General features: G+C 66.4%; 15 protein-coding genes. 8 read left to right on the forward strand and 7 right to left on the reverse strand.

The features are described from left to right. Positions 1-134 precede the first annotated feature (134 nt). The 6 genes from lptF (at position 135) to rsmA (ending at position 7,962) form a co-directional block, all read left to right on the forward strand. Entirely contained in the window at positions 135-1,322 is a 1,188-nt protein-coding gene (gene lptF / locus H7H34_RS12170; RefSeq protein WP_185925327.1) for an LPS export ABC transporter permease LptF, read from the forward strand. Beyond that, on the forward strand, positions 1,322-2,428 hold the full coding sequence (lptG, locus tag H7H34_RS12175) for an LPS export ABC transporter permease LptG (protein WP_120267679.1): 1,107 nt from the start codon (positions 1,322-1,324) through the stop codon (positions 2,426-2,428). Before lptF ends, lptG begins: the two co-directional genes overlap by 1 nt. Next, positions 2,428-4,887, forward strand: coding sequence for an LPS-assembly protein LptD (locus H7H34_RS12180; protein ID WP_209006208.1), 2,460 nt, complete (start codon positions 2,428-2,430; stop codon positions 4,885-4,887). Before lptG ends, H7H34_RS12180 begins: the two co-directional genes overlap by 1 nt. A 287-nt stretch (positions 4,888-5,174) precedes the next feature. Beyond that, entirely contained in the window at positions 5,175-6,092 is a 918-nt protein-coding gene (locus tag H7H34_RS12185; protein ID WP_120267678.1) for a SurA N-terminal domain-containing protein, read from the forward strand. 11 nt (positions 6,093-6,103) lie between these two features. Beyond that, positions 6,104-7,123 (forward strand): 4-hydroxythreonine-4-phosphate dehydrogenase PdxA, encoded by a 1,020-nt coding sequence (gene pdxA, locus H7H34_RS12190; RefSeq protein ID WP_185925328.1) that lies wholly within the window; start codon positions 6,104-6,106, stop codon positions 7,121-7,123. Next, positions 7,120-7,962, forward strand: coding sequence for a 16S rRNA (adenine(1518)-N(6)/adenine(1519)-N(6))-dimethyltransferase RsmA (gene rsmA, locus H7H34_RS12195; protein ID WP_185925329.1), 843 nt, complete (start codon positions 7,120-7,122; stop codon positions 7,960-7,962). The genes pdxA and rsmA overlap by 4 nt, the downstream gene beginning before the upstream one ends. 93 nt (positions 7,963-8,055) lie before the next feature. Here the strand turns inward: rsmA and gmk are convergent, their stop codons facing one another. From gmk to fabD, 7 genes are all read right to left on the reverse strand, one after another. Beyond that, the gene (gene gmk / locus H7H34_RS12200) at positions 8,056-8,751 is read right to left on the reverse strand and encodes a guanylate kinase (RefSeq protein WP_120267675.1); all 696 of its coding nucleotides are present in this window, start codon (positions 8,749-8,751) and stop codon (positions 8,056-8,058) included. 21 nt (positions 8,752-8,772) lie between these two features. Then, positions 8,773-9,669 (reverse strand): YicC/YloC family endoribonuclease, encoded by an 897-nt coding sequence (locus H7H34_RS12205; RefSeq protein WP_209006209.1) that lies wholly within the window; start codon positions 9,667-9,669, stop codon positions 8,773-8,775. A 53-nt stretch (positions 9,670-9,722) separates the two neighbouring features. Next, on the reverse strand, positions 9,723-10,925 hold the full coding sequence (mltG, locus tag H7H34_RS12210; protein WP_185925330.1) for an endolytic transglycosylase MltG: 1,203 nt from the start codon (positions 10,923-10,925) through the stop codon (positions 9,723-9,725). Between the two features lie 156 nt (positions 10,926-11,081). Further along, a complete protein-coding gene (gene fabF, locus H7H34_RS12215) occupies positions 11,082-12,347 on the reverse strand; it encodes a beta-ketoacyl-ACP synthase II (protein ID WP_120268333.1) in 1,266 nt (421 codons plus the stop codon). Between the two features lie 60 nt (positions 12,348-12,407). After that, complete coding sequence (locus tag H7H34_RS12220; RefSeq protein ID WP_120267673.1) at positions 12,408-12,644, reverse strand: acyl carrier protein; 237 nt, start codon at positions 12,642-12,644, stop codon at positions 12,408-12,410. A 293-nt stretch (positions 12,645-12,937) separates the two neighbouring features. After that, entirely contained in the window at positions 12,938-13,675 is a 738-nt protein-coding gene (gene fabG, locus H7H34_RS12225) for a 3-oxoacyl-[acyl-carrier-protein] reductase (protein WP_185925331.1), read from the reverse strand. Positions 13,676-13,712: 37 nt separating this feature from the next. Continuing rightward, a complete protein-coding gene (gene fabD / locus H7H34_RS12230; protein WP_185925332.1) occupies positions 13,713-14,654 on the reverse strand; it encodes an ACP S-malonyltransferase in 942 nt (313 codons plus the stop codon). Between the two features lie 396 nt (positions 14,655-15,050). Between fabD and rpsF the strand changes: the two genes are divergently transcribed. Further along, a complete protein-coding gene (gene rpsF / locus H7H34_RS12235; protein WP_120267670.1) occupies positions 15,051-15,506 on the forward strand; it encodes a 30S ribosomal protein S6 in 456 nt (151 codons plus the stop codon). 12 nt (positions 15,507-15,518) lie between these two features. Beyond that, complete coding sequence (rpsR, locus tag H7H34_RS12240; RefSeq protein ID WP_029057383.1) at positions 15,519-15,767, forward strand: 30S ribosomal protein S18; 249 nt, start codon at positions 15,519-15,521, stop codon at positions 15,765-15,767. Positions 15,768-15,809: the final 42 nt, after the last annotated feature.

Here is a 15,809-nt window from a genome sequence, read left to right on the forward strand (position 1 = left end):
CCTAATCGGATGCGGACCGGCGCCCGGCCGGCCCAAGTTGACGCGGGCTGGACCTGCCGCCCCATCACAAAAGGCTCTATCGCAGCCACGACATTCTGGCAGAAGCCCCAACGGGCTGACCGAACGCGGACCTGATGACGACCTTCGAGCGGTATGTTTTCCGGCGCCTTGCCGCCGTCTTCCTGGTGACGCTGGCGGCACTGGCCGGCGTCGTCTGGGCGACGCAGGCCCTGCGCCAGCTCGACCTGGTCACCGCCAAGGGCCAGACCATCATCCAGTTCATCGGCATGACGATGCTGGCCATGCCCTTCCTGGCGCTCGCCATCGCCCCCTTCGCGCTGCTGATCGCCATGCTGGTGGTGCTCAATACCCTGTCCAACGACAGCGAGCTCATCGTCATCAACGCTTCCGGCGCATCGCGCTCGGTGCTGCTGCGGCCCATTCTGGTCTTCGCCGCCGTCATCAGCCTGTTCTGCGCCTCGCTCTCGCTTCTGTTCGCACCTGCCGGCCTTGCCTCGCTGCGCGACGAGATCACCCAGGTGCGCGTCGACCTGGTCGCCAACATCGTCCGCCCCGGCCGCTTCATCGGCATCGAGGACGGCCTCACCTTCCACATCCGCAACCGCGGCGGCGACGGCCAGCTGGAAGGCCTGCTGATGCATGACGAACGGGCGGAGGATATCGTCTTCACCTATGAGGCGGCGCGCGGGCAGATCGTCGAGGCGGCCGGCCGAACCCTGCTGGTGATGCAGGACGGCACGATCCAGCGCCGCACCCGGGCGACGGGCAGCATTTCCATCGTCCGCTTCCAGTCCTATGCCTTCGACCTGTCGAGCATGGTTCCCACCGGTACGGTTGCCACCTACAAGGCCAGCGAACGCTCGACGCTCGACCTGCTCGCGCCCGACCCGAACGATCCCTATGCCGTCGACAACGGCAACCGGCTGATGGCCGAGCTTCATGACCGGCTTAGCCAGCCGCTCTACCCCATTGCCTTTGCGCTCATCGTCTTTCTGTTCGCCGGCGAGCCGAAGACCACCCGCCAGAATCGCCATGCGGCAACGCTGACCGCCCTGGTCCTCGCGATCGCGCTGCGCACGGCGGGCTTCGGCATTCTGACGCTGGTGTCCGGCCTGCCCGCCGCCCGCTTCGCCCTGTATGTTCCGCCGCTCGTGACCATCGCCCTGGCCGGCTGGATGATCGCGATGGGTCGCAAGCCGCGCTGGATGAATGCCCTTGCCACCCTCGGGGAGCGGATCGGCGAACGGATCGAAGCCATCGTCGCCCGCCTGCAGGGCCACCAGCAGGGCGGGACCGCCTGATGCTTGCCTCGCTCCGCTCCGGCCACACGCTCGCCGTCTACTTCGCGCTGCGCTTCGTCGCATCGATTCTCGGCCTGTTCCTGCTGGCCGCCGTGCTGATCTTCATCTTCGACGCGCTCGAACTGCTGCGCCGGGCGAGCGATCAGGACGGAGCCAGTCTCGCCCGCATCGGCGCGATCTCGCTGCTGCGCGTGCCGCAGCTGATGGAGCAGGTCCTGCCCTTCGCCGTGCTGTTCGGCGCGATTGCCGCGTTCCTCGGCCTGAGCCGCAAGCTGGAGCTGGTCGTGGCGCGCGCTGCCGGCGTGTCCGTCTGGCAGTTCACCGCCCCCGCGTTGATCGTCGGCATCGTCATCGGCATCGGCGCGGTGCTTCTCTACAATCCGCTGGCCGTCACCCTGCGCACCCAGTCGGACGAACTCGCATCGGGCCTTTTCGGCCGCGAGCAGAACTTCCTGCTGCAAACCACCGGAGACATCTGGCTGCGTCAGGACGGCCAGGACGGAGAATCGGTGCTGCACGCCAAGCAGATCCTCAATTCCGGAGAACGCCTGCTCGGGGTGACCCTTTTCACCTTCGACCGGCAGGGCAGTTTCCTGGAGCGGATCGAGGCGAGCGAGGCGACGCTCGGCGAAAAGACCTGGCGCCTGTCCGACGCGACGGTCTACTCGACCCAGGGCGATCCGCAGACCTACGAGAGCTATAACGTCTCCACCTATCTCACACCGACGGAGGTTCGCGAGAGCATCGCCGCCCCCGAATCCATCGGATTCTGGGACCTGCCGCGTGTGATCGAATTGTCACAGAGAGCCGGTTTGCCCGCGTATCGTTATTCGCTTCAATATCAAACACTTCTGGCAAGGCCCGCACTTTTGGCCGCAATGGTGCTGATTGCGGCCTGCGTTTCCCTGAGGGTTTCGAGGATGGGGGGGATCGGCCGCCTGATTCTGGGTGGAATCCTCGCCGGGTTCGTGCTTTACGTTCTGTCGGAGCTCGGCAAGGACTTGGGCGGTGCGGGAATCGTACCTCCGATCATCGCCGCGTGGGCACCTGGAGTGTTTGGAGTCTTGATGGGGATCACGATCCTCCTGCACCTGGAGGACGGCTGATGCGTTCGGCCGTTTCGACAGGCATGACCGATCGGCAGAACCGCCCGTCCCGCGCTGGTCGGGTGGGCGCGTCCCCGCGCGCGCGTTCGCTACGCGCCTCCATGCTTGCCGGCACGTTGCTGTCGGGCGCCGCGCTGGCTCTGTTGGCCGGCTTCAGCACGACGCTTGCGCCCCTTCCCGCCTTTGCCCAGGACAGTGCGCTCGATTCGCTCGGCTCACAGGTCGACCCGACCGAGCCTCTGCTGCTTGAGGCGACGGAGCTGCGCTACGATTTCGACCGGGACATCATCTCGGCCGTAGGCAATGTGCAGATTTATTATGGCGGCAACACGGTAGAGGCGGATCGCGTCGATTTCGACCGACGCAACAGCCGTCTGCGCGCCAACGGCAATGTCCGTCTGACCGAGCCGAACGGCAATGTCCTGCGCGCCGCTTCGATGGAACTGTCGGACGATCTGCGCGACGGCTTCGCCAATGCACTGCAGCTCGACACGCCGCAGCGCACCCGCTTCATCGCGGATGGCGCGCGCCGCGAGAACGGCAACCGCACGAGCTTCGACAACGGCCTCTACACGGTCTACACCGGGCCGAACAATCCGCCGGAGAAGCCGCCGCTTTGGCGCATCCGGGCGCAGACGATCGTCCACGACCAGCAGGAACAGACGATCGAGTTCGAGAAGGCCTCGTTCGAGTTTTTCGGCCGCTCGCTCGTCTATCTGCCGTATCTGTCGATGCCGGACCCGAGCGTCAAGCGGAAGTCGGGCCTGCTGATTCCCAGCTTCGTCTATGGCGACCGCGTGGGCGCAGGCATGCGCATCCCGTATTATTTCGCCATCGACCAGTCGCGCGACCTGCTGATTTCCGCCACGCCGCTCAGCAAGCAGGGCGTGCTCGGCCAGTTCGACTGGCGCCAGCGCCTGATGGACGGCGCCTACTCGATCCACGCCGCCGGCATCTTCCAGGCGCGGCCGGACGAATACACCACCTCGAGCGGCAACCGCGACTTCCGCGGCGTGATCGCCTCGGAGGGCGAGTTCCACATCAATCAGCGCTGGAAGTGGGGCTGGGACCTGTCCTGGCGCACCGACCGTTCGTTCCTGCGCGACTACAAGTTCGCCCCGCTCGGCAATGCGAGCGACGTGTCGAAGATCTACCTGACCGGGCAGAGCGAGCGGAACCGCTTCGACCTGCGCGCCTATGCCTTCCGCATCTCGCAGGAGGATTACGCCGCCCTCGCCGCGCTCAATCCCGGTCCGCAGTTCCTTCCCGTCGGCAGCCGTCTGCAGGACAAGCAGCCCTTCGTCCACCCGGTGCTCGACTGGAACTACATTTTCGAGAACCCGATCGCCGGCGGCGAGCTGGCCCTGACGGGCAACCTCACCAGCCTGACCCGCGACCAGACCGACGCGATCCAGATCGGCGGCCCGGCGCCTGCCGGCGTTACCCGCTTCCGCGGCGTCGAAGGCACGTTCACGCGCGCCAGCCTGGAGGCCCAGTGGCGCTCCACGCTGATCGACTCCTTCGGCCAGGTGTTCACGCCCTTCGCCTATGTGAAAGGCGATCTCTACTTCCTCGCCTCGCAGGACAAGAACGTCGCCTCGATGACCGACGAGAGCTTCGTCGGCCGGGTCATGCCAGCCGTCGGCCTCGACTATCGCTTCCCGTTCATCGGCACGTTCCAGGGCGGCAACCAGATCATCGAGCCGGTGGCCCAGATCATCGTCCGCCCGAACGAGATGCGGATCGGCGAACTGCCGAACGAGGATGCGCAGAGCATCGTCTTCGATTCCACCACGCTGTTCGAGTACGACAAGTTCTCCGGCTTCGACCGCAGCGAAGGTGGTACCAGGACCAATGTCGGCCTGAAATACAGCCTGAACTTCGACCAAGGCTACCACGTCAGCGCCCTGTTCGGTCGCTCGTTCCACCTTGGCGGCACCAACTCGTTCAAGCAGGCCGACATTCTCGGCGCCACCACGAGTTCGGGTCTTGCCACCAATTACAGCGACTATGTCGGCAGCCTCTATTTCGACAGCCGGCAAGGCTTCCGGATGGGCGCGCAGGCCCGCTTCGATCACAAGAACTTCTCTGTCCGCCGCGCCCAGGTCGAGGCGACGGGCATCTACGGCCCGGTTACCGGCAACCTCGCCTATGCCTACCTGTCGCCGCAGCCCAACCTCGGCATCGCGACGCCGCGCGAGGAAGTCATCGGCTCGGCCAGCCTGCGGCTGCAGGAAAACTGGCGTCTGTTCGGCTCGGTGCGCTTCGACCTCGAGCGCCGCAACATGGTGCGCGACAGCTTCGGCGTCGGCTATGACGATGAGGGCTTCTCGGTCTCCTTCGCCTATTCGGAGGACCGCAGCCGCAACAATGGCCAGACGACGGATCGGCTGTTCTTCTTCCGGTTCGGCCTGCGCACGCTCGGCGACACGCAGTTCTCGACCAGCGGAACCAACTAGGGACCCGATGCCGGCGACGGGCATGCCGCCAAGGGCGGAGCGCGTGCGGTGACGGACCCGATTCTTGCGGGACGGCGGGACGAGACAGCTGCTTTCGACGGATTTTAGCCGTTTTCTGGTGTCACAGCAGGTTGCACGATAGCATCGCCGGGCGAGATGTCTGAAAGCAGGTGCACGCGCCTTCAGACCGACTGCTGCGCGACCGGGCACTGGCTGTCCGGATCCGGCGAAACGAGAAGCGACGACACTGGACGCGACAGCAATGGACGCGACGACAGGGGGAATGAATGACTGCAAAGCGCTGGATGCTCGCGGCCCTGGCGATTCTGGTCGCCGCCACCGTTTCCGGCGGACCGCTCGCTGCGCAGACCGCCATCAAGGTGATCGTGAACAACAAGCCGATCACCACCTATGACATCAATCAGAGAGCCAGCCTGCTGCGCCTCACCGGCAGCCGCGGCGGCTCCAAGCAGGCGACCGAAGAGCTCATCGACGAAGTCCTGAAGATGCAGGAGGCCGAACGGGCCGGCGTGCGCGTCACAAAGGCCGATGTCGACGAGGCCTATGGCCAGCTCGCCAGCCGCGTGAAGCTGACGCCGGCGCGCCTCACCCAGGCGCTTGCCCAGTCGGGCGTCAAGGCCGACACCATGCGCCAGCGTATCCAGGCCGAGATCGCTTGGGGCCAGTTGCTGCGCGCCCGCTTCCAGTCCGAGGTGCGGATCTCCGAATCCGACGTGATCGCCGCCCTGCGCAAGCAGGAGGACAAGAGCAGCGACACCAGCATGGAATACCGCATCCAGCCCATCATCTTCGTCGTGCCGGCAAAGACCGGCGCCAGCGGCAAGAACCAGCGCCGCCGCGATGTCGACAACTTCCGCTCGCGCTTCTCGTCCTGCAACGAGGCCCAGACGCTCGCCAGCGAGTTCCGCGAAGTGGTGGTGATGCCGATGGTCACCCGCCTGGAGACCGAGGTTCCCGCCCCGCTCAAGGAAGCGCTGGACAAGACCGCCGTCGGCAAGGTGACCACCGCCCAGGACAGCTCCAAGGGTCTGGAAGTCTATGCGGTTTGCGACAAGCGCGAGATCGCCAGCAACGCCGCCGCGCGGATGGAGGTCGAGGACGAACTGCGCAACAAGGAAGGCGAGCAGATGAGCCGCCGCTATCTGCGCGAGCTGCGCAGCCGCGCCATCATCGACTACCGCTGAGCCGCCCCCGCATGCGCGCCAGTGTGAAGCCTCTCGCCGTCACCATGGGTGACCCCGGCGGCATCGGTCCCGATGTCGCCCTTCTTGCCTGGACGGAGCGCGAAAAGCGCGAGCTGCCTGCGTTCTACCTGCTGGCCGACCCCGCCTTTCTTGCGGCCCGCGCCGCCCGCCTCGGGCTTGCGGTGCCCTTGGCCGAGGTGACGCCGCAGGAAGCGCTGGAGGCCTGGAGCGAGCACCTGCCGGTCGTGCCTTTGGGCATGAGCGTGCCGGATCGTCCGGGTATCGCCGATCCAGCGACGGCGGCCGCCGTCATCGCCTCGATCGACCGCGCCGTCGCGGACACGCAGGCGGGCCTTGCCGCCGGCATCGTCACCAACCCGATCCAGAAGAAGGCACTCTACGACGCCGGCTTCACGCACCCTGGCCACACCGAGTATCTCGGCGAGCTGGCGCGGCGCTCCGGTGCACAGGACGCGACGCCGGTGATGCTGCTTGCCGGTCCCGAGCTGCTTGTGGTGCCCGTCACCGTCCATATCCCGCTGCACAACGTGCCGAAAGTGCTGACGACCGGCCTGATCGTCGACGTCGGGCGGATCGTGCATCAGGAGCTGGTGCGCCGGTTCCGCATCAAGGCGCCTCGCATCGCCGTCTCCGGACTGAATCCGCATGCGGGAGAAGGCGGCGCGCTCGGCTTCGAGGACGACGAGATCATCGCCCCGGCCGTGGCCGAGCTGCGTTCCATGGGCATCGACGTCCAGGGCCCGCTGCCCGCGGATACGATGTTCCACGCCGAAGCCCGTGCCGGCTACGACTGCGCGCTGGCCATGTATCACGACCAGGCGCTGATCCCGGCAAAGACCCTGGCCTTCCACGACGCGGTCAACGCAACGCTCGGCCTGCCCTTCGTGCGCACCTCGCCCGACCATGGCACGGCCCTCGGCATCGCCGGCACCGGCAGCGCCCGCCCGGACAGCTTCGCCGCTGCCGTCAGGCTCGCCGCCGTTCTGGCGGATCCGGGCCTCATCGAATGAGCCAGATCGACGACCTGCCGCCGCTGCGCGATGTCATCCGCACTCATGAGCTGCAGGCCCGCAAGTCGCTGGGGCAGAACTTCCTGCTCGACCTCAACCTGACGCTCAAGGTCGCCCGCACCGCCGGTGATCTGAGCGAGTGCACGGTACTGGAGGTGGGGCCCGGCCCCGGCGGCCTTACGCGCGCGCTGCTGGTGGCCGGTGCAAAACGCGTCGTGGCCGTCGAGAAGGACCCTCGCTGCCTGCCCGCGCTTGCCGAGATTGCCGCCCACTACCCAGGGCGGCTGGAGGTGCTGGAGGCCGATGCTCTCACCATCGACCTGGAGCGCATCGCCGATGGCGGACCGCTGAAGATCGTCGCCAACCTCCCCTACAATGTCGGAACCCAATTGCTTGTCGACTGGATCACCAGCGCGAATTGGCCTCCGGTCTGGCAATCGCTGACGCTGATGTTCCAGAAGGAAGTGGCCGAGCGCATCGTCGCCGCCCCCGCCAGCAAGGCCTATGGGCGCCTCGGCGTGCTGGCCGGCTGGCGTTGCCATGCCACGCTCGCGTTCGAGGTCGGACCCAAGGCCTTCACCCCCCCGCCGAAGGTCACCTCGGCGATCGTCCACCTGACACCGCGCAAGGCGCCGCTCGACTGCGACCTGAAAGCACTGGAGCGGCTCACCGCCGCCGCCTTCGGCCAGCGCCGCAAGATGCTGCGCGCAAGCCTCAAGCCGCTTGCCGCCGATGCCGAAGCGCGCATCGCCGCGGCCGGCATCGAACCGACCATGCGTGCCGAGCAGCTGGAGATCGCCGACTTCGTCAAGCTGGCGAACGCCTTCGCGGACGGCTGACCGCGTCCCTGTGAAAGACCGACCGGGAATATGAAAAAGGCGCCCCAGCGGGCGCCTTTTCAGTCTCTGCGAAGGGTTTGCCGGCAACCTGGCTCAGGCCTCGCCGGTCTCTCGCTTCAGATCCTCGACCATGCCCTCGATGAACGGACCGATGGCCGGGCTGCGCTCGCGCCGCAGCCGCTCGGCATGAAGGATCGACAGCGCCCCGCCGAAGGCGGTCTGCAGGTCGTCGTTGACGATCACGTAGTCGTAGTCCTGCCAGTGCTTCATCTCGCCAACTGCGGTCTGCAGACGGCGCTTGATGACGTCTTCCGCATCTTCCGCCCTGCGATGCAGGCGCGACTTCATCTCGGCGATGGATGGCGGCAGGATGAACAGCGACACCACGTCGGAGCGCATCTTTTCATACAGCTGGAACGTGCCCTGGATATCGATGTCGAAGAGCACGTCGCGCCCTCCGGCCAGCGCCTCCTCCACCGGGTCGCGCGGCGTGCCGTAATAGTTTCCGTGCACCTCGGCCCATTCCAGCAACTCGCCGCGGTCGCGCATCTGCTCGAAACGCTCGCGCGAGATGAAATGGTAGTGCACGCCGTCGATCTCGCTCGACCGGCGCGGCCGGGTCGTCACCGAAACGGAGAGCGTCAGGTTCACCTTCTCCCGATCGAGAAGCTGGCGCGCGATCGTCGACTTGCCCGCGCCCGAAGGCGAGGACAGCACCAGCATCAGCCCGCGTCGGCGCGCTGCCGCCTCACTCGATGTCACAACCGTTCCGCCGGTCGCTGTCGTCATGCCCCTGCCCCGTTCGTCCTGTTATTCAAGGTTCTGGATCTGCTCGCGCATCTGGTCGATGACCGTCTTCAGCTCCAGGCCGATGGCGGTCAGCTCCGTGCCGTTCGACTTGGAACAGAGCGTATTGGCCTCGCGGTTGAACTCCTGCGCGAGAAAGTCGAGCCGCCGGCCGACAGGCCCGCCCGCGTCGAGCAGGTCGGTCGCCGCCTGCACATGGGCGACCAGCCGGTCCAGCTCCTCGCGGATATCCGCCTTGGTGGCGAGCAGCGCCGCCTCCTGGTGCAGCCGCGCCGGATCGAGCGCGGTACTGCTGCCGACAAGCGCCTCGACCTGCGCCGCAAGCCGCGCCCGGATCGCCTCCGGCGCCCGGCACGGCGCGACTTCCGCCTGGCGGGCGAGTTCGGCAATCGTCGCAAGCTGGCCGCGCAGCACCGTGCCGATGGCCGCGCCTTCGTTGCGCCGCATACGGGCCAGCTCCTCAAGCGCGCTTTCCAGCGACGCCTTCAGCGCCTCGATCAACGCTTCGCGCTCCGCCGGATCTTCTTCCGGCTCTTTCCATTCGATGATGCCGCGCTGCGACAAGATACCGTCGAGGGCAACGGGGGCCGCATCCGGCAAACGCTGCCGCACCGCATCCATCGCCGCCAGCAACGCGCTCAGGGCAGCTTCGTTGAGCTGAGGCACCGCCTCGCCCTGGCTGCGCTGATAGCTCAGCCCTATGGTGACGTTGCCGCGCGTGAGATACCGTCCGGCCGCCTCGCGGCAGACCCCTTCCAGCGCCTCCAGGCCACCCGGCAGGCGCATGCGCAGGTCCAGCCCCTTGCCGTTGACCGAGCGCAGTTCCCAGGTCCACCGGGCAGCGCCGCTGGCACCGTCCGCCCGGCCGAAGCCGGTCATGCTGCAAAGCGAAAGTGTCATCTGCGAAACTGCCCCCACAGGTCTGGAATCACGCAACAATCAGGGCGCGCGGCTTAACCGCCGCTGCCACCGCTTGCGGCTCCGCTCTGGGTCCCTTGCGCCTCGCGCTCGCGGCGCTCCCGCTCCACCTGACGCCAGCGGGCGACATTGCGCTGATGCTGTTCGTAGGTCTCGGCGAAGACGTGGCCACCCGTGCCGTCGGCGACGAAGTACAGGTCCTTGGTCCGCGAGGGATTGGCGACCGACTCCATGGCCGCGCGGCCCGGATTGCCGATCGGGCCCGGCGGCAGGCGGTCGATCTGATAGGTATTGTAGGGATTGCGGGCATCGAGCTGCGAACGGGTGATCGCCGAACGGTCCTGCAGCCAAGCCTCCCCGCCATAAAGGCCGTAAAGGATGGTCGGATCCGACTGAAGGCGCATGCCCTGGCGCAGGCGGTTGACGAAGACGCCCGCGACCCGCGGCCGCTCGTCGGCCCGCGCCGTTTCCTTCTCGACGATGGAGGCCAGCACCACCAGCTCTTCCGGCGTCTCCACAGGAAGACCTTCGGTTCGCCGGCCCCAGATGTCGGCCAGCGCCTTGGTCTGCGCATCCTTCATCTGCTGGACGATCTGCGCGCGCGTGGTGCCGCGGGTGAAGGTATAGGTTTCCGGGAGCAGCGATCCCTCCGGCGGGATCTCGTCCAGTTCGCCTGTCAGCACCGGATGCTCGCGCACCCGGGCGACGATCTGCGCGCTGGTCCAGCCCTCCGGCACGGTCACCGTATGATAGACCGCCTTGCCGCTGACCAGGTCGTCCATCACCTGGCGCATCGAGACGCCGGGCGAGAAGGCATATTCACCGGCCTTCAGCCGGGCGGCGTTCTTGTAGGCCTGTACGCCCGCCCAGAACACGTTGGAATCCTCGATGACACCCTGGTTCTCCAGCGTGTCGGCGATCATGCGCAACCCGCTGCCCGAGGGAATGATCACCGTCTTTTCGGCCGCCAGCGGACCCGGCGCATCGAACTCGGCCTTGCCCCAGTAGAGCATGGCGCCGGTGCCGATCACCACCAGCACCGCCAGCGACAGCAGCGCATTGACGACGATGACGAGAGGATTGCGGACATGGCGCGAGCGCAGCGGCGGCGGCGGCGCCTGGTCCGGCTGGATCGCCTCGCGCGGGCTCTTGGGATGCGGGCGGAACGGAGTGCCCTCGTCCTTGGCCGCGGTCTCGGAAGAAGTGTTATCGGGCTCTCGGCCTGGCGTCTCGGTCATCTGTCCTGTCCGGTCCTTTTGATCGAGGCAATGGACATGCCACTTGGCCCGAAATTATGGCCAAACCGGGAAGGATCGCTCCGCCCGGCGCAACTGGGGATCGGCTTCGCCGGAAGCGAAGGGAAAAACCCCTCGCGCCCGGCGCAGGAAGCCCTGTCAGGCCGCGACCTTGCGGAAAACGAGCGAGGCATTGGTGCCGCCGAAACCGAAGGAGTTCGACAGCGCCGTATCCACGTTCATGCGCTTTGCCGTCTTCGGAACCAGGTCGATCTCGGTCTCAACGGAAGGATTGTCGAGATTGATCGTCGGCGGCACGATGCTGTCGCGGATCGCCAGCAGCGAGAAGATCGCCTCGATGGCACCTGCGGCCCCGAGAAGGTGACCGGTCGACGACTTGGTCGACGACATGGTCAGCCGCGGGGCGCTGTCGCCGGCAAGACGCTGGATCGCGCCGAGCTCGATCTCGTCGCCGAGCGGCGTCGAGGTGCCATGGGCGTTGATGTAGTCGATATCGGCCGGGGTCAGGCCCGCACGCTTCAGCGCAGCCTGCATGCAGCGGAAGGCGCCGTCGCCGTCCGAGGCCGGAGCGGTGATGTGATAGGCATCGCCCGACAGGCCGTAGCCGACCACTTCGCCGTAGATCTTGGCGCCACGAGCCTTGGCGTGCTCGTATTCCTCAAGCACGACGACACCTGCGCCCTCGCCCATGACGAAACCGTCGCGGTCCTTGTCATAGGGACGCGAGGCTGCCTCGGCACGGTCGTTGAAGCCGGTCGAGAGGGCGCGCGCGGCGGCAAAGCCAGCCAGCGACAGACGGCAGACCGGCGATTCGGCACCGCCCGCCACCATCATGTCGGCATCGTCGAGCGCGATCAGACGCGCTGCATCGCCGATGGCATGGGCACCGGTCGAGCATGCCGTCACCACAGCGTGGTTCGGCCCCTTGAGGCCATGACGGATCGACACATAGCCGCTGGCCAGGTTGATCAGCCGGCCGGGAATGAAGAAGGGGGAAATGCGCCGGGGACCCTTGTCGCGCATGACATGGGCCGTAGCCTCTATGCCCTGCAGGCCACCGATGCCGGAACCGATCAGGACGCCTGCGCGATTCTGGTCTTCCGTCGACTTCGCGGACCAGCCGCTGTCACGGATCGCCTGCTCGGCGGCAGCCATGCCGAAAATGATGAATTCGTCGACCTTGCGCTGTTCCTTCGGATCCATCCAGTCGTCCGGATTGAAGGTTCCGTTCGACCCGTCTCCACGGGGAACCTGGCAAGCGATCTGACAGGCGAGATCGTCGACCTCAAAATGGCTGATGCGGGAGGCTCCGCTCCTGCCCTCGAGAATTCTGGACCAGCTCTCCTCGACACCGCACGCCAACGGCGTGACCATGCCAAGGCCGGTAACGACTACTCGCCTCATCATGAACCTGTATCTGGCGCGTCGGGCGGACACGAAGCCCGCCCGATGCGGAAAACTGAATCAGCCGGCGTTCTTTTCCAGGAACTTCACGGCGTCGCCGACGGTCAGGATCGTCTCGGCGGCATCGTCCGGAATTTCCACGCCGAACTCTTCCTCGAAAGCCATGACCAGCTCAACGGTGTCGAGGCTGTCGGCGCCCAGATCGTCGATGAAGCTCGCCTCCATGGTGACCTTTTCGGCATCGACGCCGAGGTGCTCGATAACGATCTTCTTTACCCGATCCGCGATGTCGCTCATTTCAGAATTCCTCAGTTGCTTCCAACGGTTTTCGCTAGTTCAGCGCTCAGCGCCGCACCTCGTACCCGATCTCCGGAGCTCGGCACCGGAACGAGGCGAATGGGATTCCAGCCCGCACCATGTCCGATCCGGCGACCACGGCCGGCCAGACTGGCCGCGCCCGAGCGCCGATCATTCGTGAACGGGTTCGCTGGCCGGCGGGTTCCTAACACACTTTATAGGGCTTGACCAGCCGCCGCACCGCCCTGCGGAACACCCGTTCCACGGGGCCGGAAGTGACCGGGTTTGCCAAGTCAAATCATGGCCATACCGCCATTGACGTGCAGCGTTTCGCCGGTCACGTAGGCGGCTTCCTCGCTGGCGAGGTACAATGCAGCCGCCGCGATCTCGTCCGCCTTCCCCAGGCGACCCGCCGGCACGGTGGTGAGGATCGATTCCTTCTGCTTGTCGTTGAGCGCGTCGGTCATCGGAGTTTCGATGAAACCGGGCGCGATCGTGTTCACCGTAATGTTGCGCGACGCGACCTCGCGCGCAAGCGACTTGGCCATGCCGATCAGGCCCGCCTTGGCCGCAGCGTAGTTGCCCTGGCCCGGATTGCCGGTGACGCCGACGACGGAGGCGATGTTGATGATGCGGCCATAGCGGCGGCGCATCATGCCCTTCACCGCTGCGCGGCACAGGCGGAAGCCGGCGGTCAGGTTGACCTCGATGACGTCGTCCCACTCCTCGTCCTTCATGCGCATGAAGAGGTTGTCGCGGGTGATGCCGGCATTGTTGACGAGAATGTCGAGCTGGCCCATCGCCGATTCCGCGGCCGGAACGAGTGCGTCGACGGCCGCCCGGTCGGACAGGTTGGCGGGCAGCACATGCACGCGCTCGCCGAGATCGGCGGCCAGCGCCTCCAGCTTCTCGGCGCGGGTGCCGGACAGCGCGACGGTGGCGCCGCGGGCATGCAGGGCGCGGGCGATCGCCTCGCCGATGCCGCCGGTTGCGCCCGTCACGAGCGCGGTCTTGGAAGTCAGGTCGAACATGAGTCTTTGATCCTTGTCTTGCAATGCGTGCCGTGCGTCAGGCCAGCCGCTCCAGAAGGGCCGCAATGTCGTCGGGCGAATTGACCCCGATACCGGTCATGTCCTTGGCGATGCGCTTGACCATGCCGGTCAGCACCTTGCCGGTGCCGATCTCGTATGCGGTGTCGACGCCGGCCGACGCCATCCACTCGATGGATTCGCGCCAGCGCACGGTGCCGGTCACCTGCTCCACCAGCCGGCGGCGAATCTCGTCCGGATCGCTGGTCGGGCCAGCGAGCACATTGGCGACCAGCGGCACGGCCGGCGCCTTGAAGGTCACGGTCTCGAAGGCCGCGGCCATCGCCTCGGCGGCAGGCGCCATCAGCGCGCAATGGAACGGAGCGCTCACCGGCAGCAGGACCGCGCGGCGCGCGCCCCGGCCCTTGGCGATCTCGATGGCCCGCTCGACGGCTGCCTTGTGACCGGAGACCACCACCTGTCCCGGTGCATTGTCGTTGGCGGCCTGGCAGACCTCGCCCTGTGCGGCTTCCGCGGCCACGGCGGCCGCCTCGGCATAGTCGAGGCCGAGAAGAGCGGCCATCGCCCCCTCGCCCACCGGCACCGCCTGCTGCATCGCCATGCCGCGAATCCGCAGCAGACGCGCCGCGTCGCCGATGGACAGCGTGCCGGCGGCGGCCAGCGCCGAATACTCGCCGAGCGAATGGCCGGCCACATAGGCAACGCTGGACGCCAGATTCAGGCCGCGCGCCTCGGCCGCGCGCATGGTCGCCAGGCTCACCGCCATCAGTGCGGGCTGCGCATTGGCCGTCAGCGTCAGCTCCTCGGGCGTGCCGTTCCACATGATGTCGCTGAGCTTCTGCCCCAGCGCCTCGTCCACTTCATCGAACACCGCCCGGGCCTCGGCGAAAGCATCGGCCAGGTCCTTGCCCATGCCGACAGCCTGGCTGCCCTGTCCCGGAAACGTGAATGCGATACTCATTGGCGCTGGCTCCAACATCCCTTGTGCGGCCGGATTCGCGTCCGACCGTCCGTCTTGTCTCGAAATGTGCCGCAAAGAGACGTCCCAGGCACACACTGTCAAGGTGGAGCATGGAAAAAACACGCGCAATCCCTTTGCTCCGCCTTGCGAAGCAGCGCAACTGGTGTATAAGCCACGCTTCGTTCGGAACTCTGGCCGGGGGCTGAACGGAAGGTCCGCCGCATGCCGGCATCTCTTCGAACTGAAGAGAGGCAGGCGACAGGCGGGCAGGTCGGCAAAGTGTCGTCCGTCTTCCCGTGTCTCCGCCTTCGAAGTTGCTTCGATCCGCCTTTCTTGAAGGCTCGAAGAGGCTTAGCGCCGGGTTCCGGGAACTGAAACGGAAAGAAAGGCACCCTCATGCCGCTTTACGAGCATGTGTTCCTGGCTCGCCAGGACGTCTCGGCCCAGCAGGTCGAGCAGATGGTCGAGCAGTACAAGGCCCTGATCTCCACCAACGGCGGCAACGTCGGCAAGGTCGAGAGCTGGGGTCTGCGCACGCTGGCCTACCGCATCAACAAGAACCGCAAGGCTCATTACACGCTGATGAACCTGGACGCCTCCCCGGCCGCTGTGGCCGAGATGGAGCGCCAGATGCGCATCAACGAGGACATCCTGCGCTTCATGACGCTCCGCGTCGAGGAGCACGAGGAAGAGCAGTCCGCGATGATGCAGAAGCGTGACCGCGACGACCGTCGTGGTGGTCGTGGTGATCGCGGCGACCGTGGTGATCGTGGTGGCCGTGACCGCGGCGATCGTGGTGGTGACCGCGGTGACCGTGGCGACCGCGGCGGCCGCCGCTTCGACGAAGAATAAGGAGCTAACGCAATGGTCGATATCGCACAGCTGCCGACGCGCCGCCCCTTCTTCCGCCGTCGGAAGACCTGCCCGTTCTCCGGCGCCAACGCGCCGAAGATCGACTACAAGGACATCCGCCTTCTGCAGCGCTACATCTCCGAGCGCGGCAAGATCGTGCCGAGCCGCATCACCGCGGTGTCCGCCAAGAAGCAGCGCGAGCTCGCGCGTGCCATCAAGCGCGCTCGTTTCCTCGGCCTGCTGCCCTTCGTGATCAAGTAAGATCACGACTTTCCAATCGGCTGGGACTGGCCGGCTCGCCGG

Origin of the sequence: Stappia sp. 28M-7, from assembly GCF_014252955.1 — a bacterium.
Lineage (GTDB): Bacteria > Pseudomonadota > Alphaproteobacteria > Rhizobiales > Stappiaceae > Stappia.